At 69.2% G+C, this 23,902-nt stretch carries 20 protein-coding genes; 7 read left to right on the top strand and 13 right to left on the bottom strand.

Annotated features, from left to right (window positions below):
* The 6 genes from ACFOGJ_RS14800 to ACFOGJ_RS14775 form a co-directional block, all read left to right on the top strand.
* Window positions 1-773: TetR/AcrR family transcriptional regulator (locus tag ACFOGJ_RS14800; protein ID WP_379901689.1), on the top strand; the 773-nt coding region annotated here is incomplete at its 5' end.
* 165 nt (window positions 774-938) lie between these two features.
* On the top strand, window positions 939-2,555 hold the full coding sequence (locus ACFOGJ_RS14795; RefSeq protein ID WP_379901687.1) for a long-chain fatty acid--CoA ligase: 1,617 nt from the start codon (window positions 939-941) through the stop codon (window positions 2,553-2,555).
* Between the two features lie 15 nt (window positions 2,556-2,570).
* Complete coding sequence (locus ACFOGJ_RS14790; protein ID WP_379901685.1) at window positions 2,571-3,740, top strand: acyl-CoA dehydrogenase family protein; 1,170 nt, start codon at window positions 2,571-2,573, stop codon at window positions 3,738-3,740.
* Between the two features lie 29 nt (window positions 3,741-3,769).
* On the top strand, window positions 3,770-4,549 hold the full coding sequence (locus tag ACFOGJ_RS14785; RefSeq protein WP_379901683.1) for an SDR family oxidoreductase: 780 nt from the start codon (window positions 3,770-3,772) through the stop codon (window positions 4,547-4,549).
* Window positions 4,550-4,649: 100 nt separating this feature from the next.
* On the top strand, window positions 4,650-8,147 hold the full coding sequence (locus tag ACFOGJ_RS14780; RefSeq protein ID WP_379901681.1) for an indolepyruvate ferredoxin oxidoreductase family protein: 3,498 nt from the start codon (window positions 4,650-4,652) through the stop codon (window positions 8,145-8,147).
* A 20-nt stretch (window positions 8,148-8,167) separates the two neighbouring features.
* Window positions 8,168-9,205, top strand: a complete 1,038-nt coding sequence (locus tag ACFOGJ_RS14775) for a hypothetical protein (protein ID WP_379901679.1) — start codon at window positions 8,168-8,170, stop codon at window positions 9,203-9,205.
* A gap of 14 nt (window positions 9,206-9,219) precedes the next feature.
* Here ACFOGJ_RS14775 and ACFOGJ_RS14770 read toward each other — a convergent pair whose 3' ends face one another.
* The 7 genes from ACFOGJ_RS14770 to ACFOGJ_RS14740 form a co-directional block, all read right to left on the bottom strand.
* Window positions 9,220-9,846, bottom strand: coding sequence for a hypothetical protein (locus ACFOGJ_RS14770; protein WP_379901677.1), 627 nt, complete (start codon window positions 9,844-9,846; stop codon window positions 9,220-9,222).
* Window positions 9,843-10,979 (bottom strand): hypothetical protein, encoded by a 1,137-nt coding sequence (locus ACFOGJ_RS14765; RefSeq protein ID WP_379901675.1) that lies wholly within the window; start codon window positions 10,977-10,979, stop codon window positions 9,843-9,845. Before ACFOGJ_RS14765 ends, ACFOGJ_RS14770 begins: the two co-directional genes overlap by 4 nt.
* Before the next feature lie 13 nt (window positions 10,980-10,992).
* A complete protein-coding gene (locus tag ACFOGJ_RS14760) occupies window positions 10,993-12,639 on the bottom strand; it encodes an MBOAT family O-acyltransferase (RefSeq protein WP_379901673.1) in 1,647 nt (548 codons plus the stop codon).
* Window positions 12,640-12,836: 197 nt separating this feature from the next.
* A complete protein-coding gene (locus tag ACFOGJ_RS14755; RefSeq protein ID WP_379901671.1) occupies window positions 12,837-13,937 on the bottom strand; it encodes a carbohydrate kinase family protein in 1,101 nt (366 codons plus the stop codon).
* 72 nt (window positions 13,938-14,009) lie between these two features.
* Window positions 14,010-14,399, bottom strand: coding sequence for a type II toxin-antitoxin system VapC family toxin (locus tag ACFOGJ_RS14750; RefSeq protein WP_449288587.1), 390 nt, complete (start codon window positions 14,397-14,399; stop codon window positions 14,010-14,012).
* Window positions 14,400-14,406: 7 nt separating this feature from the next.
* Window positions 14,407-14,655 carry a type II toxin-antitoxin system Phd/YefM family antitoxin gene (locus ACFOGJ_RS14745; RefSeq protein WP_379901669.1) on the bottom strand — a complete coding sequence of 83 codons (249 nt, stop codon included), beginning with the start codon at window positions 14,653-14,655 and terminating at the stop codon, window positions 14,407-14,409.
* Window positions 14,656-14,718: 63 nt separating this feature from the next.
* Window positions 14,719-15,573, bottom strand: coding sequence for a TauD/TfdA dioxygenase family protein (locus tag ACFOGJ_RS14740; protein WP_379901667.1), 855 nt, complete (start codon window positions 15,571-15,573; stop codon window positions 14,719-14,721).
* A gap of 140 nt (window positions 15,574-15,713) precedes the next feature.
* Here ACFOGJ_RS14740 and ACFOGJ_RS14735 point away from each other — a divergent pair, with 140 nt between their 5' ends.
* Window positions 15,714-16,526, top strand: coding sequence for a FadR/GntR family transcriptional regulator (locus tag ACFOGJ_RS14735; RefSeq protein ID WP_379901665.1), 813 nt, complete (start codon window positions 15,714-15,716; stop codon window positions 16,524-16,526).
* A gap of 19 nt (window positions 16,527-16,545) precedes the next feature.
* On the opposite strand, the gene ACFOGJ_RS14730 is transcribed toward ACFOGJ_RS14735, so the two are convergent.
* From ACFOGJ_RS14730 to ACFOGJ_RS14705, 6 genes are all read right to left on the bottom strand, one after another.
* Window positions 16,546-17,805 carry a flavin monoamine oxidase family protein gene (locus ACFOGJ_RS14730; RefSeq protein ID WP_379901663.1) on the bottom strand — a complete coding sequence of 420 codons (1,260 nt, stop codon included), beginning with the start codon at window positions 17,803-17,805 and terminating at the stop codon, window positions 16,546-16,548.
* 86 nt (window positions 17,806-17,891) lie between these two features.
* Window positions 17,892-18,899, bottom strand: a complete 1,008-nt coding sequence (locus ACFOGJ_RS14725; protein WP_379901661.1) for an ABC transporter permease — start codon at window positions 18,897-18,899, stop codon at window positions 17,892-17,894.
* Complete coding sequence (locus ACFOGJ_RS14720) at window positions 18,896-20,572, bottom strand: sugar ABC transporter ATP-binding protein (RefSeq protein ID WP_379901659.1); 1,677 nt, start codon at window positions 20,570-20,572, stop codon at window positions 18,896-18,898. The genes ACFOGJ_RS14725 and ACFOGJ_RS14720 overlap by 4 nt, the downstream gene beginning before the upstream one ends.
* Window positions 20,569-21,687, bottom strand: a complete 1,119-nt coding sequence (locus ACFOGJ_RS14715) for a sugar ABC transporter substrate-binding protein (RefSeq protein WP_379901657.1) — start codon at window positions 21,685-21,687, stop codon at window positions 20,569-20,571. The genes ACFOGJ_RS14720 and ACFOGJ_RS14715 overlap by 4 nt, the downstream gene beginning before the upstream one ends.
* 68 nt (window positions 21,688-21,755) lie before the next feature.
* On the bottom strand, window positions 21,756-23,069 hold the full coding sequence (locus ACFOGJ_RS14710) for an amidase (protein ID WP_379901655.1): 1,314 nt from the start codon (window positions 23,067-23,069) through the stop codon (window positions 21,756-21,758).
* Between the two features lies 1 nt (window position 23,070).
* Window positions 23,071-23,889, bottom strand: a complete 819-nt coding sequence (locus ACFOGJ_RS14705; RefSeq protein ID WP_379901653.1) for a hypothetical protein — start codon at window positions 23,887-23,889, stop codon at window positions 23,071-23,073.
* Window positions 23,890-23,902: the final 13 nt, after the last annotated feature.

Here is a 23,902-nt window from a genome sequence, read left to right as displayed (position 1 = left end):
GGCAGTTGGAGCCGGCCGCCGCGCGGCGGCCGGCCCGGGACAGGGTAATGGCATCAGTGGAGCAGCGGCGCCTGCGGGCGGCCGCGCCGGTCGCCAAGGCGGGCACCGGAACGCGGAAGAGCGAAACCTCGCGCGGCGGCGGCCATCGGCGTCCGCGCAAGACACAGGCGGAGCGCAGCGCCGAGACCCAGTTGCGCATCATGGAAGCCGCCGTCCGCCTGATCCGGAACCGCGGCTATGCCAACTTCCGCACCGCGGAGGTGGCGCGCATCGCCGGCGTTTCGCGCGGCGCGATGCTGCACCACTATCCGACCAAGGACGACCTGGTCTACGCCACCCTGCAGCATGTCTATGACAAGTCGCTCGCCCGCACGATGCGACAGGTCACCCGCCCCCGCGCGGACGAAGACGTGCTGGAAGGCATCATCGAGGATGCCAAGGCCTTCTTCTTCCAGGACGATTTCTTCATCGGCCTGGACATCGGCATGGCAACCCCGGACGACGCCTTCCGCGAACGGACCCGGCAGATGGCGAAGGAATCCCGCCTGCCGGCCGAGAAGGCCTGGTACGACGTGCTGGTCGCCTCCGGCATCCCGCCGCAGGTCGCCGAGGATATCCTCTGGCTGACCCTGAGCATCGTGCGCGGCTTCGCCGTGCGCATGCTCTGGCAGGACGAGCCGGATCGCTTCGAGCGCCTGTTCGGCATCTGGCGCGAAATGGCCGGTGCCTACATCGCATCCCACCTGCCAGCGAAGGCGGCGGCGGCCGGCTGATCCCTCCGCCGGCGCCGCTGCGCAGGTGCTGTTAAAAACAGTCCGTACTGCTTGTAAGAGACAACCCGCGACACTAGACTGGACCCTTCCGCCGGTTCAGCACCGCGGCAATAAAGCCGGTCCCGGAAAGAGGCCGGACCGAGGGAGGACAGGATGCTTGGCCACATGATGGACAGGCCGCTGCTGATTTCCGGCATCATCGAGCATGCCGCAACGGTCAGCGCCGGGACCGAGATCGTCGCCCGCCGGATCGACGGGTCGACCCATCGCTACGGCTATGCCGAAGCGGCACGGCGCTGCCGGCAGCTGGCCAATGCCATCGTCCGGCTGAGCATCGCCGACGGCGATGTCGTCGGCTCGCTGGCCTGGAACACGCATCAGCATTTCGAGCTGTTCTACGGCATTTCCGGCACCGGTGCGGTGCTGCACACCATCAATCCGCGGCTGTTCGACGATCAGATCGTCTATATCGTCAATCATGCCGAGGACCGCTGGCTGTTCCTGGACGCCACCACACTGCCCCTGGCGGAACGCCTGGCGCCGCAGCTGGAGACGGTCCGCGGCTGGATCTACATGGGGGCGCCCGGGGAACTGCCGGATTCGGCCTTGCCGGGCCTGCTGTCCTACGAGGACCTGCTCGCCGCCGAAGGCGACGACTATGACTGGCCGGAGTTCGACGAGCGCAAGGCTTCGACCATCTGCTACACCTCCGGCACCACCGGCCAGCCGAAAGGCGTGGTGAACACGCACCGCTCCACGATCCTCAGCACCCTCTACATGAGCACCGCCGACATGATCGGCGGCTATGCCGCCGGCGCGACCGACACCGTCATGCCGATCGCACCGATGTTCCACGGCAATGGCTGGCAGATGGTCTATACCGCGCCGGCGCAGGGACAGCGGATGGTGCTGCCGGGACGCAATTTCGAGCCCGAGAAGCTCTACGAGCAGATGGTGGCGGAGCGGGTCACCCTGGCGGCCGGGGTACCGACGATCTGGCTGGCCCTTGTCGACCTTCTGAAGCGGGAGCGGCTGCCGATGCCCCCCACCCTGCGGGTGGCGCTGACCGCCGGCACCAAGGCGCCGCCCAGCCTGCTGCGCACCCTGCGAGAGGAATATGGCCTGGGCTGCCGGCAGACCTGGGGCATGACCGAGGCACTGGGTGTCACCAAGGCGAGCCCGCCGCCGGGCAGCGCCGATGCCGCACCGGAGGTACAGGAAGCGCTGTCCCTGCGGCAGGGCCGGATGGGCTTCCTGGCAGAGCTCCGGCTGGTCGACGATCAGGGCCGGCCGGTGCCGCATGACGGCGAGAGCCAGGGCCATCTGCAGGCCCGCGGCCCCTGCGTCGCCGCCGGCTATCTGAAGCAGGATCCGGTGGCCGTCGACGGCTGGCTGCCGACCGGCGACATCGCCCGCATCCACGCCGACGGCAGCGTCGAGATCGTCGACCGCGCCAAGGACGTCATCAAGTCCGGCGGCGAGTGGATCCCAAGCGTGCAGGTGGAAGCCGCCGCAATGGACCATCCGGACGTCGCCCAGGCGGCGGTGATTGGCGTCCCGCATCCGAAATGGCAGGAGCGGCCGCTGCTGCTGGTGGTGCCGCGCGCCGGCGCGGCGCAGGACGCCGACGCGATCCGGGCGCATCTGGCGGGCCGCATCGCGAAATGGTGGATCCCGGAAGAGATCCGCTTCGTGGACGAACTGCCGATGACGGCAACGGGCAAGATCCACAAGGTCACCCTGCGCGAACGCTACGGCGATCCGCTGAAGGCTGCGGAATAGATAAGGGGGCGGGGCATGAAGTTCACGGAAGAGCAGGTCGCGTTCCGCGACGCGGTGCGGCGCATGGTGCAGAAGGAAGTCGCACCGATCGCCGACGAGGTCGACCGCAACGACCGCTTCCCGAAGGAGCTGGTGCAGGTCTATTTCGACATGGGCATCCTGCAGATGCGCCTGCCGGAGGAATATGGCGGCGCCGGCGCCAGCCTGACCGATGCCTGCATCGCCTTCGAGGAGGTCGCGAAGGTGTCGGAGACGGCAGCGCTGATGGTCGCCCAGGGCACGATCAGCTTCATCCTGCCGCTGCTGCATTTCGGCACCGAGGAGCAGAAGAGGACCTACCTGCCGAAGATGGGCGAGAAGCCGATGCTGACCGCCATCGCGATCACCGAGCCGCAGGCCGGGTCCGATGTCGGCGGCATGAAGACCCGCGCGGTGCGCGACGGCGACGACTACGTGATCAACGGCCAGAAGTGCTACATCACCTTCGGCGCGGTGGCCGACTATGTCACCGTCTTCGCCAAGACGGGCGAGGGCCGCGGCACCCACAACATCTCCGCCTTCCTGGTCGACACCAGGACGCCGGGCTTCGAGATCGGCAAGCTGGACCGCAAGATGGGGCTGAACGGCATCCCCGACAGCCCGCTCTATTTCGACAATATGCGGGTGCCGGCGGCGAACCGCATCGGCGCCGAAGGCGACGGCTTCAAGATCTGCATGCGCTGCCTGGACATGAACCGGCCCACCATCGGCGCGGTCGCCGTGGGCCTGGCGCAGGGCGCGCTGGACCTGGCGGTCGACTATGCCAAGGGGCGCGAGGCGTTCGGCAAGACCATCGCCGATTTCCAGGGCATGCAGTTCATGCTGGCGGACATGGCGATGCAGGTGGAGGCCGCCCGCTGCCTGGTCTACGAGGTGGCGCGGGTGGCGGACGAGGGCTTTGCCGACGATGCCGCCTTCCATCGCTTCGCGGCACGCGCCTCGATGGCGAAATGCTATGCCAGCGACATGGCGATGAAGGTGACCACCGACGCCGTGCAGGTGTTCGGCGGCGCCGGCTTCATGAAGGACTTCCCGGTCGAACGCTTCATGCGCGACGCGAAGATCAACCAGATCTTCGAGGGGACCAACCAGATCCACCGCCTGATCATCGCCCGGCAGCTGCTGGGCGACGGCCTGGCGGCCTGACAACGACGCACAGATTCGAGGACCCGCACATGGATTTCGGCATCAACGGCAAGACCGCCATCATCTGCGGCGCGAGCAAGGGCCTGGGGCGCGCCTGCGCCGCCGCCCTGGCCGAGGAAGGGGTGAAGGTCACCCTGGTCGCCCGCACCGCCGACGCGGTGGAGAAGGCCGCGCAGGAGATCGGCCGGGCGACCGGCACGGAGACCGTGGCCGTCGCCGCCGACGTGACTACCGACGCGGGACGCGCCGCGGTGCTCGCCGCCTGCCCGGAGCCCGACATCCTGGTGAACAATGCCGGCGGCCCGCCGCCCGGCGACTGGCGCAGCTTCGAGCGCGAGGACTGGCACAAGGCCACCGACGCCAACATGCTGTCGGCGATCCTGCTGATCCGCGACGTGCTGCCGGCGATGCAGCGGCGCAAGTTCGGCCGCATCGTCAACATCACCTCCGCCATGGTGAAGATGCCGCACGAATTCCTCAGCCTGTCCACCGCGGCGCGGATGGGGCTGACCGGCTTCGTCTCCGGCATCGTGCCGAGCCTGGCGAAGGACGGCATCACCATCAACAGCCTGCTGCCGGAGCGCTTCGACACCGACCGGCTGACCTCCAACATCTCCAAGCTGGCGGAGCGCAACGGCATCAGCATCGAGGAACAGCGCGCGAAGCAGGAAGCCGCCAGCCCCACCGGGCGCTTCGGCCGGCCGGAGGAATTCGGCGCCACCTGCGCGTTCCTGTGCAGCGTGCCGGCCGGCTATATCAGCGGCCAGAACATCCTGCTGGACGGCGGCTCCTATCCCGGCGTCTTCTGATCTTCCCGCAATGGTAAGACCAAATGATTTGCGGCATTGTCGGGGAGAAGGACCCAGAACAGGGCCGCCGCGCTGAAGAGGCGGCCGGAGGAGACACGGCATGGAACTGGCCCAGGTCAGCCTGAACGACAAATACGCGCTGGAAGAAGGCCGGATCTACCTGACCGGCGTGCAGGCGCTGGTGCGGCTGCCGCTGATGCAGGCGGCCCGCGACCGTGCCGCTGGGCTGACGACGGCCGGATTCATCTCCGGCTATCGCGGCTCGCCGCTGGGCACCTATGACAGCGCGCTGTGGGGCGCCAAGTCGTTCCTGGCCGACCGCAACATCCACTTCCAGCCCGGGGTGAACGAGGATCTGGGCGCCACCGCCGTCTGGGGCAGCCAGCAGGTCAACCTGTTCAAGGGCGCCAAGGTCGATGGCGTGTTCGGCATCTGGTACGGCAAGGGCCCTGGTGTCGACCGGTCGCTGGACGCGCTGAAGCATGCCAATGCCGCCGGCTCCTCCCGCTATGGCGGCGTGCTGGCGCTGGCCGGCGACGACCATGGCTGCCAGTCCTCCACCCTGCCGCACCAGTCGGAGCAGGTGTTCCAGGCGGCGATGATCCCGGTGCTGAACCCGGCGACGGTGCAGGAATATCTGGACTTCGGCCTGCTCGGCTTCGCGATGTCGCGCTTCACCGGCTGCTGGATCGGCTTCAAGGCGATCTCCGAAGCGGTGGAGAGTTCCGCCTCGATCGCGGTCGATATCGGCCGGCCGGAGATCGTCATCCCGGCCGATTTCGAGATGCCGGCGGACGGGCTGAACATCCGCTATCCGGATCCGCCGATGGCGATGGAGGCCCGCCTGCACGGGCCGAAGATGCAGGCCGTCGCCGCCTTCGCCCGCGCCAACGGCCTGGACCGGGTGGTGTTCGAACCCGACCGGCCGGCCCGCATCGGCATCGTCGCCACCGGCAAGGCCTATCTGGACCTGCGCCAGGCGCTGACCGACCTGGGCCTGCGCCCCGACCGGCTGCACGAGCTGGGGGTGCGGATCTACAAGGTCGGCATGCCCTGGCCGTTGGAGGCCGACGGCGCGCTGCGCTTCGCCGAGGGGCTGACCGACATCATCGTGGTGGAGGAAAAGCGTGGGCTGATCGAGGACCAGCTGATGAAGCTGCTCTATCGCCTGCCCGCCGACCGCCGGCCGTCGATCTGCGGCAAGACCGACGAGGGCGGGCGGATCCTGCTGCCATCCCTCGGGGAACTCAACCCGGCGATGGTCGCCCGCACGGTGGCTGAGCGCCTGCAGCGCCACGACATGGTGGATGCGGCGATGTCGCAGCGCCTGGCCCGGATCCGGGAGAAGGAGGCGCAGGCGGCCGCACCGCCGCCGAAGACGGTGCGCACGCCGTTCTTCTGCTCCGGCTGCCCGCACAACACCTCCACCAAGGTGCCGGAGGGCAGCCGCGCCATGGCCGGCATCGGCTGCCACGGCATGGCGCTGTGGATGCCCGACCGCAACACCCAGACGATCACCCATATGGGCGGCGAGGGGGTGAACTGGATCGGCCAGGCGCCTTTTGCCGGCGACAGCCACGTCTTCCAGAACCTGGGCGACGGCACCTATTTCCATTCCGGCCTGCTGGCGATCCGCGCCGCAGCGGCCGCCGGCGTGAACATCACCTACAAGATCCTGTTCAACGACGCGGTTGCGATGACCGGCGGCCAGCACCATGACGGCCCGTTGACCGTCTGGGACATCACCCGCCAGGTCGAGTCCGAAGGCGCGAAGCGGGTCGTGGTGGTGACCGACGAACCCGACAAGTATCCCGCCGGCGTGCACTGGGCGCCGAAGGTGGAAATCCGCCACCGCGACGAGTTGGACGCGGTGCAGCGCGAGCTGCGCGACACGCCCGGCCTGACGGTGCTGGTCTACGATCAGACCTGTGCCGCCGAGAAGCGCCGCCGCCGCAAGCGCGGCACCTTCCCGGACCCGGCGAAGCGGGTGTTCATCAACGACGAGGTCTGCGAAGGCTGCGGCGACTGCTCGGTACAGTCCAACTGCGTTTCAGTGAAGCCGCTGGACACCGACCTGGGCCGCAAGCGACGCATCGACCAGTCCGACTGCAACAAGGACTTCTCCTGCCTGAAGGGCTTCTGCCCCAGCTTCGTGACGGTCGAGGGCGCCGCGGTGAAGAAGGCCGGCGGCCGGCCGCTGAAGCTCGTCGGCGCGGATGCCGACCCGTTCGCCGACCTGCCGATGCCCGCGCGGCCCGAACTGCAGGAGCCCTACGGCATCCTGGTGACCGGCATCGGCGGCACCGGCGTGATCACCGTCGGCGCCCTGATCGCCATGGCCGCCCATGTCGAGGGCAAGGGCGCCACCGCACTGGACTTCACCGGCCTGGCGCAGAAGAACGGCGCGGTGATGAGCCATGTCCGCCTGGCGCCGGAGCCGGAGGACCTGCATGCGGTGCGGATCTCCGCCGGTGGCGCCAATCTGGTGCTGGGCTGCGACGCGGTCGTCGCCGCCTCCTCCGGCGCGCTGGCGACGATGGAGGAAGGCCTGACCCGTGCGGTGGTGAACGCCAATGTGCAGCCGACCGCCGCCTTCGTCCTGGACAACAAGGTGGACCTGGGCGCCGAGGAGGTGTCGAAGCGCATCCGCGACGCGCTGGCCCGCGACCATGCGGACTTCATCGATGCCACCGGGCTGGCCACCGCGATCATGGGCGACAGCATCGCCGCGAACCTGTTCCTGGTCGGCTATGCCTGGCAGAAGGGCCTGATCCCGCTGAGCCTGGAGGCAATCACCCGCGCCATCGAGATCAACGGCGTCGCCGTCGAGGCGAACATGACCAGCCTGTCCTGGGGCCGACTCGCCGCGCACGACATCGAGGCGGTGCGCCGCGCCGCGGCGCCGCGGATGGCGGCGGCCGAACGGCCGGAGCCGACCCTGGACGAGGTCGTCGCCGACAGGGTGGCGCGGCTGGCCGGCTACCAGGATGCCGCCTATGCGGATCGCTACCGCAAGCTGGTGGAGGAGGTCGCCGCCGCCGAGCGCCAGAAGGCGCCCGGCCAGGCCGGCCTGGCGATGGAGGCCGCCCGCAACCTGTACAAGGTGATGGCCTACAAGGACGAGTACGAGGTGGCGCGGCTCTACACCGACGGCGCCTTCGCGGCGAAGCTGGACCGCCAGTTCGGCGGCGATTTCAAGCTGAAGGTGCATATGTCGCCGCCGCTGATCTCGCGGCCCGACCCGGAGACCGGCGTACCGCCGAAGCGCGCCTTCTCCGGCCGCTGGATCTTCCCGGCCTTCCGGCTGATGGCGAAGCTGAAGGGCCTGCGCGGCACCGCCTTCGACATCTTCGGCTATACCGCCGAGCGCAAGGCGGAGCGGCGGCTGGTCGAGGATTATGCGGCGGTGCTGCGCGAACTGGCCGCCGGCCTGACCGCGGAGCGTCATCCGCTGGCGGTGCAGATCGCCGCCGTGCCCGAGGGCATCCGCGGCTTCGGGCATATCAAGGCACGCAACCTGGACGCGGCGCGCAAGCGCGAGGCGGAGCTGCTCGCCCTCTACCGCAAGCCCGACAGCGGGCTCCAGGCGGCGGAATGACACTCTGACGGAGGACATCCATGGCCGAAATCCTTGCCCTCGGCATCTCCCACTACCCGCCGCTGATCGGCCATGACGAGCGCATGTCGTGGATCCTGCAGCGCATGCTGCAGAACCCCAACCTGCCGGAGCAGCTGCGCGACCCGACGAACTGGCCGGAGCCGATGCAGGCGGAGTGGAGCGACGACAAGGGCAAGGCCGCAGCCGGCCGCCACCGGGCGGACCTGGTCGGCTGGCTGGACCGGGTGCGGGCGGAGCTGGACGCCTTCAAGCCGGATTTCGTGCTGATCTGGGGCGACGACCAGTACGAGAATTTCCGCGAGGACATCATCCCGCCCTACTGCATCAACGCCTATGACAGCTTCCGCTTCACCACCCCGCCGGACAATGTCTGGGGTGAGACGGACAAGGTCTACGAACTGGCCGGCAACCGCGCCGCGGCGAAGATGCTGGCCAGCCGGCTGATCGAGGAAGGCTTCGACACCGCCTATTCCTACGAACCGCTGCACCACCCGCTGGGCCATGCCTTCGCCAATGCGATCATGTACCTGGACTATCAGCGCGGCGGCTTCCCCTATCCGATCGTGCCTTTCGCCATCAACTGCTACGGCCGCAAGGTGGTGGCGCAGCGCGGCGGACTGCCGGTCTTCGACCGCACGGTGTCGGAGGAGGAACTGGATCCGCCGGCGCCGACACCCCGCCGGCTGTTCGACCTGGGCGCCGCCACGGCGCGGATCCTGGCGGAGAGCCCCTACCGGGTAGCGCTGCTGTCCTCCTCTGGCTGGTCGCATGCCTTCCTGACGGCGAAGACGCATTTCCTCTATCCCGACACCCCGGCCGACCGGGACCTCTACGACAAGCTCTGCGCCGGCGACTACCAGGCCTGGCGCGGCTATTCCGGCAGTGCGATCGAGGAGAGCGGCCAGCAGGAGGTGCTGAACTGGATGTGCCTCGCCGGGGCACTCAGCGCGCTGGATCGCCGGCCGTCGGAAACCGGCTTCCTGGATACCTGGATCTTCAATTCCAGCAAGGTGTTCCTGATCGCCCCGCCGGCCTGAGGCCGGCGGCGGCGCTATGCCGGGTCGATCGTGAGCCGCGTGTCGCCGAACCAGATCGATCCCGGGCCGGAGATGGTGCCGGACAGCACCAGGCGGAGCCAGGTCTCGAACACCGGCGCCGCACCGTCGACCGTCACGGTGAAGGCGAATTCCTGCCAGTCCGGGCCCAGCTCCCGGATCGGCACGCCGGGCACCTGGACCCCGTCATAGCCGTACAGCGCGCCGGTCGACAGCTGCAGCGCCGGCTCGGCCCGCAGGAAGGTGCTGACCCGCACCGTCTTGCCGCGCAGGTCGCCGAGCCGGACGACCTTGTGCCCGATGCGCCAGTCGATGCCGTCGACCGGCGGCAGCGGCGGCCGCAGGATGTCGAGACGGCAGGTAGCGGCGCCGTCCGGGCCGCGCACCCCCGCATCCCGGTGCACGCGGATATCGGGCTCCCGCCCCTCGACGACGGAGAACGAGACCTCCCACCGGTCGTCGCCATAGCCGTTGCCGAACCGGTCGACGACCCGGAACGGGCAGGACGCCGCCAGGTCGGTCGGGCCGGCATGGCGCGGCGGCACGGTGAAGAGGTTCAGCACGACGGCCGCCGCCAGGATCGCGAGCGCCGCGCCGGCCAGGGGAAGAAGCAGGCGCTTCATTGCGGCGGCACCGACGCCTTGCGCGCCAGGGTCGCGCGGATCCGGCTGACGGCTTCCGGATGCGCCGCCTTCCACGCATCCAGGCCGGCCCGCCACTCGGCCATGCGCGGCGCGAAGTTCTCTTCCGTCAGCCAGATGCCGAAACTTTCCGGGATCGAAGGATTCTCCCTCCCCGCCAGGCGGTCGGCGATATAGCCGCCGACCAGCGGCTTGAAGTGATTGACGTCGGTCCAGTAGGTCATGCCGTCCGACAGGGGCTCCGCGGTGACCGGGTTGAACAGGGTCATGTCCAGCACCGGGAAGCCGGCCTCCAGGAGCTCGCGCTTGGCCTGCACGAAGGAGGCGAAATTGCCGGTCTCGTCGTAATAGGCCAGGTCGTTCGGCAGGTAGGGCAGGACGGCGAAGATGCAGTCGATGCGGTAGCGGTCGCAGATCGCGCGCAGGTCGGACAGGATCTTCGCCTGCACCGGACCGGACTGGAAGACGTGAAACGGCGTCACGACATTGGCGTAGAAGTTCTCGATGTCCTGCAGCATCGAGGCCGGCGACATCACCATCATCCCGTCCGGATGGATCCAGTAGTAGTGGCCGGTATAGTTCCGGTTCTGCAGGACGGTCCGGACCGACGCCGCCAGGGCGTCGGTCGACAGGAAGGCCGTGGCCAGATCGTGCAGCAGGTCCGCGGTGGATACCGGCACCCCGTGCGGCCCCTTCGGCAGGTGGTAGTGCACGAAGTTGAACTCGAAGACGATGGTCTTCACCGACGGCAGGTAGGGCAGGATCGTCTCCAGCAGCGCCGTGCTCTCGTCGAGGCTGGAGAAATTCAGGCCCAGATTGTAGACCGGCGCCAGGCCGGTGCCGTCGAAACCCGCTGCCGCAAAGCCCTGCCGCACCCGCGAAGTGCCCAGCAACAGGGTCTTCGGCTGGCGCTCGATCGCCTCGATCGGCTTGATCATGCGGTCCAGCTGGCGCCGCTCCATGCGGCGCGAATTCAGCGAGCCCAGGTCCGGGTCGAGCGGCGACAGGCCGTAGGGGTCGATGCCGGCGGTGACCGCCAGCACGCCGCCGAACAGCACCAGGAGGCCGCCGAAGAAGGCAGCCAGGAAACCTCGGGCGGGTCCACGCGTCGCCATCAGGGCCGGCCCGTCAGAACTGGAAGTAGAGGAAGGGGGAGACCCGCGGCAGCTGCAGGATCGCCACCGCCATCAGGACGGCGAGGGACAGCCCCCAGACCGGGGTCAGACGGACCGCCGCGAAGCGCTCCGGCGCCGCGCCTGGCGGCCAGAGGCAGGGCCGGTAGCGCTGGAACATCTCCGCCGTGTTGGGCAGGCAAAGGCAGATCACCAGGCAGATGACCAGAACCGGCAGCGCCATGTCGTAGCCGATGTCGCGGTTGAAGCGGGTCACCGGATGGACCGATTTCGACAACGCGGTGGCCAGCACCTCGTAGAGGCCGGCCATGCCGTTGCGGAAGTTCATGACCAGATCGGTCAGGGTGGTGTGTTCCGGCCCGTGCAGCCCGTAGATGCCGTTCCGGAAGGTCATGCCCTGCCCCGCCGCGGCCTCCGCCGCCGGCACCTGCAGCCCGTACATGGACCGCAGCATGCTGATCGCCGTGCCGATGTCGGGGGCGCGGAACGGCACCCAGGCGGAAACCACCGCGACGAAGGTCAGGGCCCAGGCGGCGATGCCGTACCACAGCCGGCCCGCCAGCCCCTGCAGCCCCGCGATCCGCAGCACGCCGTGCCAGCCATGGTTGATCACGATGTAGCTGCCGTGCAGCACGCCCCACAGCACGAAGGTCCAGCCCGCGCCGTGCCACAGCCCGCCCAGCGCCATCACCACCAGGATATTGCCATAGCGCCGGGACGGACCGAAGCGGTTGCCGCCGAGCGGGATGTAGACATAGTCGCGCAGGAAGCGGGACAGGGTGATGTGCCAGCGCCGCCAGAACTCGATGATGCTGCGCGACTTGTAGGGCGAGTTGAAGTTGAGCGGCAGCACGATGCCGAACATCCGCGCCAGCCCGATCGCCATGTCGGAATAGGCGGAGAAGTCGAAATAGAGCTGGAACGAATAGGCCAGGGTGCCGATCCAGGCCTCCGTCGCCGTCAGCACCTGGCCCGCGGCCGCCTGCTCGAACGCCGGGTCCGCCCAGACGCTGACCCCGTCGGCGATGAAGGTCTTCTTGAACAGTCCGACGGCGAAGATGCCGAGCCCGATGGCGAGGTTCATGAGCCGGCGGTTCGGCCGGTCGCGGTCGAACTGCGGCATCATCTCCGCATGATGGACGATCGGCCCGGCGATCAGCTGCGGGAAGAAGGCGATGAACAGCATGTGCTTGACGACGGAATAGCCGTCCACATGCCGCCGGTAGGAATCCACCACATAGGCGATCTGCTGGAAGGTGTAGAAGGAGATGCCGATCGGCAGCGCCGCCTTGTACAGGGTGAAGTCCTGCGCGGTGCCACCCGAAAAGGCGTGCAGGAAGAAGTTCTCGTACTTGAAGTAGCCCAGGATCGCGAGGTTGAAGATCACCCCGAACGCGGCGGTGTAGAAGCGGAAGGAACCGAGCCGCCGGTAGGACAGGCCGTAGATGCACAGCGCGTTGACGGCGAAGGAGAACAGGAAGATCGCCAGGAATTCCAGGCTCGACCAGCCGTAGAAGACCAGCGAGGCCAGCGCCAGGAAGGTGATCGCGTGATGGGTGCCCAGGCGGCCCTGGATGAAATACCAGACCAGGTAGACGACGGGCAGGAAGGCAAAGATGAAGACGTACGAATTGAACAGCATTGCCCGATGGGTCCCCGAACGGCGCCGGCACAACGAGATCCGGTGCGGCCGCCGCCATCGAAGCCCTCAACCCGGCATCGCCTGCCCGCGATGCCGGAGCGGCTGGTGCAGCCTTGTTGTTTCCCGCAAATGATCGCAAGCCGCACGAAATGTAAAGATCCCCGGCCCGGCGCCAGGCCTTCCCCCATCCTTCCCGGTCAGTCGATGTCGAATCGGACGGTGCGCAGTTCCGCGGCACGTTCCGACAGCATCTCCTCCAGCGCCGGCATTGTCAGCAGGCCGCCCTGGGTATCCAGGCCGGAAACGACGGCGGCCGCATTGACTGCGGCCGCCTGCAGGGCCGCCTGGACCGGGCGCCCCTGCGCCAGGAAGGCGGCGAGGGTGGCAATGAAGGCATCGCCCGCCCCTGCCGTCCCGACGACCTCCGCGCGCAATGCCGGACAATGGTGCAGCCCGTCCGCATCGGCCAGGTAGGCACCCTCCACCCCGTCGGTCACCAGCACGCGGCCGGCACCGCGGCGGCGCAGGCGGGAGACAAAATCGGCCAGGCCCATGTCGAAGCCGCCGAAGGAAAGGCCCATGCGCAGCAGCCGCGGCGCGGCCTCGCCCCAGCGCTCGGGCACCGGATCCTCCTCGTCCTGTGCCGACAGCGCCGGCACCAGCGTCTCCGCCTCCACCCGGTTGATCGCCAGCAGGTCGACCTTGTCCAGGCAGTCCAGGAAGGTGCCGGTGCGCGAGGTGAGCTGCCGGATCCCCGGATTGACGGCGACGAAGGCGCCGGCGTCGCGCGCGCCCGCGGTCAAAGCCGGAAAGCAGTCGGCGGAGCGGTTCGACAGGTTGGTGATGTAGACCAGGTCGCGGTCGGCAAAGATCTCCGGACGGATCTCCGCCGGCCGCAGCAGGGTGTTGGTACCGCGCTGCGTGAAGATGGTCGCGTTGCGGTCGTGGGACGAGACCATCACCGCGGTGCCGGTCGGCAATTCCTCCGCCCGCAGGACATGCCGGTCATCCACCCCTTCCACCGCCAGCCGGTCAAGGATCCGGTCGCCGTTGCGGTCGCGGCCGATCTTCACCAGCACCCCGGCTTCCAGGCCCAGCCGGGCCATCGCCACGGCGGCGTTCACCGCCCCGCCGCCGACATGCTGGGTGATGCTCTCCGCCTCGATCTTCTTGCCCTGTTCCAGCAGCAGGAAGGAGGAGGTGGCGTTGTGCATGGTCATCCGCTCCACGTCGCGGTTGGCGACGAGGACGATGATGTCGGCCATGGCCGAGCCGACGCAGAGGGCGCGAGTCGTCATGGCAGGCGGGATGCGGTACGGGTCTGCATGGCGGCGAGCATAGACCCGCGCCGCGGACGCGGCGAGGGTGGCTCAGACCAGTCGGACCGGGGCGGGATACGCGGCGACCATGCGATCCGATGTCAGCAGCAGAATGCCCTCGACCATGGCCTGGGCGACGAGCATGCGGTCGAAGGGATCCTTGTGCAGAGGCGGAAGGCCGCCCGTGGCCACGGCATGGGCCGAGGTGATCGCTAGCTCATCCCAGCCATGCTCACCCAGGCGCCGGCGCAGGAGCCGCGGATCCACCGCGAAATCGGCGCGGCCGAGCCCCGCCTTGATCGAGATCTCCCACAGGCTGGCGGCACTGAACAACGGCACCGTACCCGGGTCACGCAACAGCTTCAGCACATCTTCGCCCAGCCGCGCGGGCGCACCGGCCGCCCATAGGAGCAGGTGGCTGTCGAACAGGTATCTCATCATCCGGCGATCATGTGCCGTCGACGCCGAACAGGGCCTCGATTTCCTTTTGGCCCATGCGGTCGAAATCGTCCGGCACGCCGATCTCGCCCGCCATGAAGCCGACCCTGTCGGCCGGCGCCGGCAGATCCTGGTCGAGCGGGACCACCTTCACCAGCGGCCTGCCCGCCTTGGCGATGATGAAGGGCTCGCCTCTGGCGGCCTTCTCCACCAGCCGCGAAAGATGGGTCTTCGCCTGGTGGATGTTGATGATGTCCAACTGCCGCCCCTATAAACTAAGTCATATGAACTTAGTTCATCTCCGGCGTCCGTCAAGCCGCGGTCATTGCGGCCGCTCGCCCGCCAGGGTGATGCGGAGCGCGGTGCGGCGGTGGCCGTGATAGTCGTTCACCGGATAGTGCAGGACGGCACGATTGTCCCAGAAGGCCAGCGTTCCCGGGCGCCAGGACAGCCGGCAGGTGAACTCCGGCGCCACCTGGTGGCGGAACAGATAGTCCAGCAGGGGCGCGCTTTCCGCCTCCGTCATCTCGGCGAAGCGGCGGGTATGGGCGATATTGACGTAGAGCGCGCGGCGGCCAGTCTCCGGGTGGATGCGGACGACCGGATGGGTCGCGACGAATTCGGCCCTGGCATCGCGGCCGGCCTCGGCAATGCGGTCGGCACGGGTCGCGGCCACTGCGGCCTTGGCCGAGCTGTGCTCCGCCTGCAGGCTATCCAGCATCCGGCGCAGCCCCGGCGACAGGGTCTCATAGGCCAGGTACTGGTTGGCGAACAGGGTGTCGCCGCCCTGCGGCGGCACCTCTTCGGCCAGCAGCATCGTGCCCATCGGCGGGCAGTCCAGATAGGCCGTATCGGTATGCCAGATGCCGCCGAAATTCACCCGCTCATGTTCCAGCTTCGCGACCCGGATGATCTTCGGATGACCCTCGATGCCGTGCAGGAAGGGATAGTCGGCCGGCGTGCCGAAGGCCGTCGCGACGGCCAGGAAGCGGTCCGGCGTGAGGTGCTGTCCCCGGAACACGATCACCAGATGGTCCAGCAGCGCCCGACGCAGCGCCGCCACCGTTGCCGGGGAGAGGTCACGGGACAGGTCGATGTCCCGGATCTCCGCCCCGATTGCGCCGGACAGACGCTGTATCGCGAATCCCTCAGACCGCCCCTCCCGTTCGTCAGGCATGCCACGTTCCATCCCGTTTCCGTCCGGCCGGAACTCTAGCCGAAAGCCGCCGGGCCGGCAGGCCCGCCGCGGCCGGCAGTCGCGGGGCGGCGGAAAGGCCGCTAGATTGCGTGGTCGAGTGGAGCCTGTCCGGAGAGAGCATGAGCGACGTCGGGAAACCGGAATTCGAGCCCATCAAGCCGAAGCGGGTGTTCGAGGAGATCTGCGACCGGATCCGCGAGCGCATCGCCGCAGGCAGCCTGGGCCCGGGCGACAAGCTGCCGCCGGAACGCGAACTGGCGGCGCAGTTCGGCGTCAGCCGCACCGCCGTGCGCGAGGCCTTGCGCAGCCTGGAGATTGCCGGCCTGGTCGGGCTGCAGAAGGGCGCCAAGGGCGGCGCCACGATCCTGGACGGCAACCCGACCGTCACCCGTTCGCTGCAGGACATGGTCAGCCTGGGCCGGATCTCCCTGAACGACCTGACCGAGGCCCGCATGCTGATCCAGGAGGATATCGTCCGGCTGGCCTGCGCACGGGCGGAGGAGTCCGATTTCCAGGCGCTGGAGGCGGATATCGAGAAGGTCGCGGCGCTGAGCCGCACCGGCCATCTGCGCGACCGGCTGGACCACAGCATCGAGTTCTACCGGATCCTGGCGGAAACCACGCAGAACCAGGTGATGATCATCGTGATCGACGCGCTGACCCATATCCTGCGGCTGGTGGTCAGCCAGGTCGGTCCGGATCCAAAGCATGACCTGGTCGAGCACCGGCACCGCTTCCTGGCTCATCTGCGCGCCGGCGATGCGGACCTGGCGGCGGCGGAAATGAACGCCCACCTGACCAGCCTGCACGATCATCTCGTCCGCGCCCAGCAGAACACCTGGGCGGAACCGCCCGTGAAACGCACGTCCAAGACGCAGTCCGGCGCGCGCCCTGCACGCCCTGCCGCCAAGCGAGCCGCCAGCAGGCCCTGATCGCCGGAAGCGGCTTGGCTCAGCTGCCGCCCGCCGCCAACGCCCGGTCCGCCGCTTCCGCCGCCGCGATGCCGCTGAGCCAGGCGCCATGCAGGTCGCCCATGAAGCGGGTGGAGGCCGCCTCGCCGGCGAAGAACAGGCGGTCCTCCACCGGCCTTGCCAGATCGATGCGCGCATCCGCCCGGCCGGGCAGGGCCGCCGCCACATAGCCCCGCACGAACGGCGCCGCGTCCCAGTCGGCGATGAGGCGGCCCGGCGCCACCCGCGCCCGCAGCGCCGAACCGAACAGGGCGGCGAGGCGGTCGATGCAGTCCTCCGCCATCGCCGCCGCCCCGGCCACGGCCAGGTCGCGACCGAGCGGGCCGCTGTACAGTGCGATCGCGACCGGCCGGCCGCCCGGCCGCAGCAGCAGTTCGACCGCCTCGTGCGCGGCACCGGCCGGCAGCACCAGGCAATGGTCGGGCAGGTCGAAGACCTGCCGCTCGAACGCCAGGACGATCTTGTTGCAATGCCCCATCGGCAGGCCGGCGATGGCGTCCAGCTTCCAGGCCGGCAGCGGCGGGTCGAAGCGGATCGCCTCCGCCTGAAGCACCCCGGTCGACATGGTCAGGATTGCCGCGCGCGCCTCCACCGTGCCGGCGGCGGTCTCCGCCCGGATGCCGGCCGGCGAAACCAGCCGCACGGCGGTCACGGCCGTGCCGAGCCGCAGCGGCAGCCCCTCAGCGAGGCGCCCGATCAGCGCGCCCAGCCCGTCGGTCACCGGCAGGTCGCCGCCCTCGTCCACATAGCGTGCATAATCCAGGCTGGACGCCGCCTCCGGCGCGACCCCCCATTTGGCGATGAAGTCGCTTTCGAAGGACGCCTGCAGGGCATCCTCTGCCGGGGTGTCGAGAAGTTCGGCGACGGGGCGGTCCTCGCCCGCCCGCGCAGCCGCCAGGATCCGGTCTCGGCAGCGCGCATGGTATGCGCCGCGCGCCTGCACCGCGCGATTGCCCAGCCAGCCGCCGCCCGGGGCCGCATGGCGGAGCGGCTGGCCCGTCGCCTCGTAGCGATGGCCCAGCCGGTCGGCCAGGCCGCGGAGGGGATTGTGCGCCGGCGCATGCAGCCAGTGGCAGCCGAGATCGACGGGCAATCCGAAGGTGGCGCGATCGGTGCGGGCCCGGCCGCCGGCCGCCGGCCCCGCCTCCAGCACAAGGCAGCTCCGGCCCAGACCGGCAAGCCGGCGCGCGGCGGCGATGCCGGCCGCCCCGGCGCCGAGGACAAGGATATCGATGGCCATCGGCCCGGACCCGAATGCTCGGTTGCGCTGCGCCGATCGTAGCAGCGGCGCAGCGCCTCACACAGGCGGCGGGACGACAGCCGCGCCTAGTTGAAGTCCTGCGGTTCCCGGTTGCGCACCAGCTGCGACAGGGCGACGGCAATCACCAGGGCCCCGCCGTAGAACAGGTTCTGCACGAAGGTCTGGATGCCCAGGATGGTCAGGCCGGTGATGCCGACGATCAGGAAATAGACCGCCACCAGGGAGCCCCAGGGGTTGAAGCGGCCCGGATAGACCGCGGTCGCGCCCAGGAAGGCGGCGGCGAAGGCGGGCAGCAGGAAGGTCAGGCCCGACAGCGGGTCGGCGGCGCCGATGGTGCCGGCATAGAGCATGCCGCCGCAGGCGGCCAGGAAGCCGGAGACGATCAGCGCGGCGAAGCGCACCCGCTCCACCCTGATGCCCGACAGGCGGGCGACCTCGCGGCCCCGGCCGACGAACAGCAGGCGGCGGCCCGGCGTGGTGTACTCGAAGACGTACCAGAGCAGGATGCACAGCCCGAGCGCGTAGTAGAAGGCCAGCGGGATCCCGAACAGGCGGGTGATGATGACGTACTCGGTCAGGCCGTCCGACAGGCCGCTGATCGTCATCGAGCCCGAGATCCAAAGCACCACCCCCTGCAGGAACGTACCGGTGCCCAATGTCACGATCAGCGAATGGATGCGGAAATAGAGGATGAAGGCGGCATTGACGATGCCGGTGGCGATGCCGGTCCCGGCCGCGACCAGCATCGCCGCCCAGAGCGGCCAGCCGTCCTGCGCATTTAGGACCGCCAGGGTCATCGCCGACAGGGTCGCGACCGAGGCGACGGAAAGGTCGAAATCGCCGGCGGTCAGCGGAATGATCAGCGCCAGGGTCAGCACCACCAGGACCGCCTGCGAGCCGAGCATGGTGGAGATATTGCCCCAGGACAGGAAGGCCGCCGGCTTTAGCGCCCCGAAGATGGCGACCAGGACCAGCAGGGCCACGACCAGCGCATAGGCTTCCGCGATGCGCAGCCAGTTGATCTGCCTTCGCCCGCCGCCCGTGCCTTCCGCCGTCTGCCGCGTCTCGCTCATGGCCGCGCCGTCTCCCCTCCCTGGATGCCGGAGCCGGGGCCGCCGCCCAGGCTGCGCAGGCATTGTTCCGTGATGATCTCCTTGGTGACCTGCGCACCCGTCAGTTCCTGCACCACCCGGCCGCGGGCGAAGACCAGGACCCGGTCGCAGATCTGCGCCAGCTGCTCGGCATCGGTGCTGGCCACGACCACCGAGGTCCCGGCGGAAGCAGCCTCGTCCAGTGCCTGGAACAGCCGCTGCCGGGCGCCCACATCGACCCCCTGGGTGGGTTCGTCGAGCAGCAGCAGGTCCGGCTGCGTCTGCAGCCATTTCGCCATCAGCACCTTCTGCTGGTTGCCGCCGCTCAGCGCGCTGAGCAGATAGTCGGGCCGGTTGGGCCGCACGTCGTAGCGGCTGCCGAGGTCGCCCGCCCGGTCGCGGATGCCGCCCCAGTCCAGCCCGAGACCGCCCAGAAAGTCACCAAGCACCGGCAGGGTGACATTGTCGGCCACCGAGAGGGAGCCGATTCCCGCGGCATGCAGCCTGTCCGACGGCAGCAGCGCCATGCCGGCGGCGATCGCCTCCGGCGGCGCCATCCGGCGCAGGTCGAAGCTGCCTTTCGGCAGCTCGATCCGGCCGTCGCCCGCGGGGCGGGCGCCGTACAGGAGATAGGGCAGCGCATCGAAGCCGGAGCCCAGCAGGCCGGTCAGGCCCACCGTCTCGCCACGGTGCAGGTCCAGGGAGACGTCCTGCAGCGGGCCGCCGCTCAGGCCCTGGATGCGTACCGCCAGCGGTTCGCCGGCAGCGTCGTGCGGACGGGCATGGAACAGCTCCACCCGGCGGCCGATGATCATCTCGACGAAGGCGTCGGCATCGGACTCCGCGGTGACCAGGGTGCCGGCCAGCCGGCCGTCGCGCAGCACGGTCGCGCGGTCGGTGATCTCCATGATCTCGTCGACATCGTGCGAGACGAAGATCACCGAGGCGCCTTCGCGCACCACGTCGCGCACCAGGGAGAAAAGCTGATCGACCCCGGAGGAGGGCAGGAACGGGGTCGGTTCGTCCAGGATCAGGATGCCGCGGCCGCCGCCCCCGGCCCCTTCGCCGCGGTCCACATGATGCACATCCTCGAAGGCCCGCACGATCGCGACCAGCGCCCGCTCCACCTGGGAGAGGTCGGCGAGCCGGGCCTGCGGATCGATGTCCAGGCCGAAGCGGGCGAAGGTCTCGCGCGCCAGCGCGCGCTCCCGCGCCCAGTCGATGCGCCAGCTGGTCTCGGTCGCGAAGCGCGCCAGGCGCAGGTTCTCCAGCACCGTGAGCGAGGGCAGCATCGCCAAGTGCTGATGGACGAAGGCGAGCCCGAGCCGGCGCGCCTCGCCGGGCGGGATCGGCAGCGGCACCTCTCTGCCGTGCAGCAGCAGCCGTCCCCCCGGCTCCGGCTCGTGAAAGCCGGCCAGGATCTTGATCAGGGTCGACTTGCCGGAGCCGTTCTGGCCCAGCAGGCCGTGCACTTCCCCGCTGGCGATGTCGAGGTCGACATCGTCCAGGGCGAGCGCCCCGCCGAATCGCTTGCTCAGGCCCCGGATCGACAGTGCCGCCCGAACGTCCGGCGCTCCGGCATCCGCCGGGGCGCCACCATCGGTGCGGGAGGCGGGCGCCGCCGCCCGGTCGGCCGGCGACGCCCCCTGGCTCACTCGACGCCCCAGAGCTTCCGGTAGCCGCCGACATGCATGTCGCCATAGCCCCGGTCATAGTCCGCCGGCGTGCCGGCATCCTTCGCATTGGCCTCGGTGAACAGATAGAACGGCACGTAGAGCTGGTCGGACGCCTCCATGCCGCACATCAGCCGCATCTCGTTGTCCAGGATGCCGCGGGCGATCCAGCCCAGGCTCTCGCCGACATCCATCTCCACCTCGCCCTTCTGGATCGCGTCGATCACGAACGGTGTGCCGTTGAAGGTCGCGATCTTCACCTGGCCGGTCTTGCCGGTGATCTTGATCGCCGGAATGACGAACTGGGACATGCTGTCATAGATCGGCAGGATATAGTTCACCGTGGGATCGGAGATCAGCCCCGACTGGACGCTGGACTGGATCTTTGTCGACCATTCCGGCACCGGTGCATTGACGTAGGTGTACTTGCAGTCGGCACAGTTGGCATCGAGGGTCTTCTTGATGCCTTCGACGAACGGCGCCGTCGGCACGATCTCGTCGGAGCCGATGATGATCGCGTTCACCTTGCCACCGGTCTGGGCGATCGCCCAGTTGGCCATGATCTCGCCCGCTTTGTGGAAGGGGATGCGCGAGGTGCCGTCGAGGCTCGGATCGGGATCCTGGGTCGTGTCGTAGAAATGCGAGGTGAAGACCTTCAGCCCGGCCGCCTTTGCCGCCTTGATCTGCGGCCCGAGGACCGCCGGGTTGACGCCGCCCAGCAGGTCGATGGCATCGAAGCCGTTGTTGATGGCGTAGTCGAAGCCCTGCACCCACTGGGTGGGCCGGGCCTGGTTCTCCCATTCCACCACCTCCAGACCGACCTCCTTGCCGGCTGCGGTCATCGCCGTGGCGATGTTCTTGGTGAACGGGTTGGCGCTGGAGACCGGGATGACCAGCAGCTTCTTGCCGCCCACGCAGGCCTTGGCATCGAAGGGCGGGTTCGGTGGAGCGAACTTCTCCGGCAGGCTGGAATGTGCCGCCACCATGGCCTTGGCGTCGGCGAGGCCGTCGGCCTTGGCGCCGGGAGTGGCGAACGCAAGGGCCGACAGGGCCGCCGCGCAGGCAAGGACGCGAACAGGTACGCTTCGGGTCGACATGTTCTTCTCCTCCATCTTTCGCCCGGCAATGCGCCGGGCTGCCGTACTCGATCCGGTTACAGTCTCGGTCACTCCTGCCCTGTCGTCGGCGCCACCGGCGCACGACGGAGATGCCAGTCGGTGCGCGCCTGCCAATAGGCACCGGCGCGGAGCAATGCCGCCTCGTTCCACCAGGCGCCTTCCAGCAGCATGCCGATCGGCAGCCCGGCGGCGGTGAGGCCGCAGGGCAGGCTCAGTCCCGGCGTGCCGGCCAGGCCGCCGCCATAGGTGAAGCGGGTGGCATGTCGGGTCGCCTCTTCCAGGTGGCTCTCCTCCACGATCGGCGGGGCCGGGAAGGGCGAAGTCGGAAAGAGCAGCATGTCGATGCCGGCGAAGATGCGCTTCAGGCCGCGGCACCAGGCCTCCCGGAACCGCATCGCGCGCGCATAGCCGGTGCCGCTGACGGCGCGGCCCTTGATCATGCGCTCGAAAACCGGGTCGGAGATCTGCGCCCGGCGATGGTCCAGCGCCTCTTCATGCAGGGCGCAGGCATCCGACAGGATGATCGCGGTGGCATGGGCATGCGCCACCTGCGCATCGGGCACGGTCACCGGCACCAGTTCCGCACCGCCGGCGGCGAAGGCATCGGCGGCGGCACGCACCGCATCCGCCACTTCCGGATCGACATCGTCGAAGTAGAAATTGCGCGGCAGGCCGATCCGCAGGCCCGCCACGTCGGGCCGCGGCAGCAGCAGGTCGGGTTCCAGCGGCCGGTCCTGCGACAGCGGATCGCCATCGTCATAGCCGGCCAGCACGCAGAGGATGCGGGCCAGGTCACCCACCTCGCGCGCCATCGGCCCGATCGTGTCGAAGGTGGTGCTGACCGGCAGGCAGCCGCGGTTGGAGACCCGGCCATGGGTCGGCCGCAGGCCGGCAATGCCGCAGAACCCGGCCGGCACCCGGATCGAGCCGCCGGTGTCGGTGCCCAGCGCCGCGTCGCAGAAGTCCAGCGCCACCGCGGCGGCGGACCCGCCGCTGGAGCCCCCGGCGATCCGCGCCGGGTCCCAGGGATTGCGCACCTGGCCGGCAACGGCATCGGTGGAGCGCACCCCGAAGGCCAGCTCCATCATCGCCGCCTTGCCCAGGATCACCGCGCCGGCGCGGCGCAGCCGCTCCACCACCGGGGCATCGGCATTCGGCACATGATTGGCGAACAGCTGCGAGCCGCAGGCGGTGCGCAGGCCGGCGGTGTCGATATTGTCCTTCACCGCCAGGGTCATGCCCTGCAGGAGGCCGCCGGCAGGTCCCGCCGGAGCAGCGCGCGCGCCATCCTCGTCGACCAGCGCCATCGCGCAATAGGCCGGATTCAATGCCGCGATCCGGTCCAGCCGCGCCTGCAGCATCTCAGCCCTCCCCCTGTTCCATCAGCGCCTGCAGAAGATGGCCGGTCAGGATCATCTCCGGGATCTTGGCGCCGAAAAAGGCGCAGACCCGGAGGACATGGTCCGCCTGCGACGGCTCGGCCGCGGCGACGCTGCGGGTGCCGATCACCTCGGCCCGTTCCCTGAGATCCTTCTCGACCGCTCGGCGGATCGCACGGGACAGCGCCTCCACGGTGCCGTCGGCATAGAGCGGCTCCAGCTGCGCGGCCGCGATGGCCAGCAGAGGCGGCCAATGGGCGAGGCAGCGCCACAGGGTCGGTGCGGCGGCGAAGGCCTCCCGCCCGCCGCGGGTGGACAGCCATGCGATCAGATCGGCCTGCGCCGCCGGCAGGGTGTCGAAGTCCAGCGGCGGGCGATGCGGAATGCCGGGATGCGGCAATTGCTCCCCCACCAGGGAGGGATCGGCGCCGTCGATCATGCGGCCGTCGCGCAGGGCCTGTTCCAGCAGCAGGACCACGGTCAGGTTGAAGGGATTGGCGGCATTGAAGCCGGCCACGACCGCGCGGGCCTCGGCCAGGTCCTGTGCCGACAGCCCCAGCAGCGCCCAGCCCGGCGCCGGAAGCCGGGCGAAGGGCCGCCCCGGAGGCGGCACCGCGGCGCGGGCGGCGGCTGCCACCATGCCGCTGCGGAAGGCCGGGCGCAGCACGTGCCAGGCCCAGCACAGGGCCGCCGGGTCGGTGGCCAGCACGCGGTAGAACAAAGGCACCAGCTCGTAGCCGCCGATCGCCCGCAATTCCCCGTAGATCCGCAGGGTGTCGCCGCTGGCCTCGACCTCGGCCACCTCCGGCATCCGC

Source organism: Marinibaculum pumilum (assembly GCF_042646425.1).
Lineage (GTDB): Bacteria > Pseudomonadota > Alphaproteobacteria > Ferrovibrionales > Ferrovibrionaceae > Marinibaculum > Marinibaculum pumilum.
Note: the sequence above shows the minus strand (reverse complement) of the source record. Positions and strands in the feature narration are given on the sequence as shown.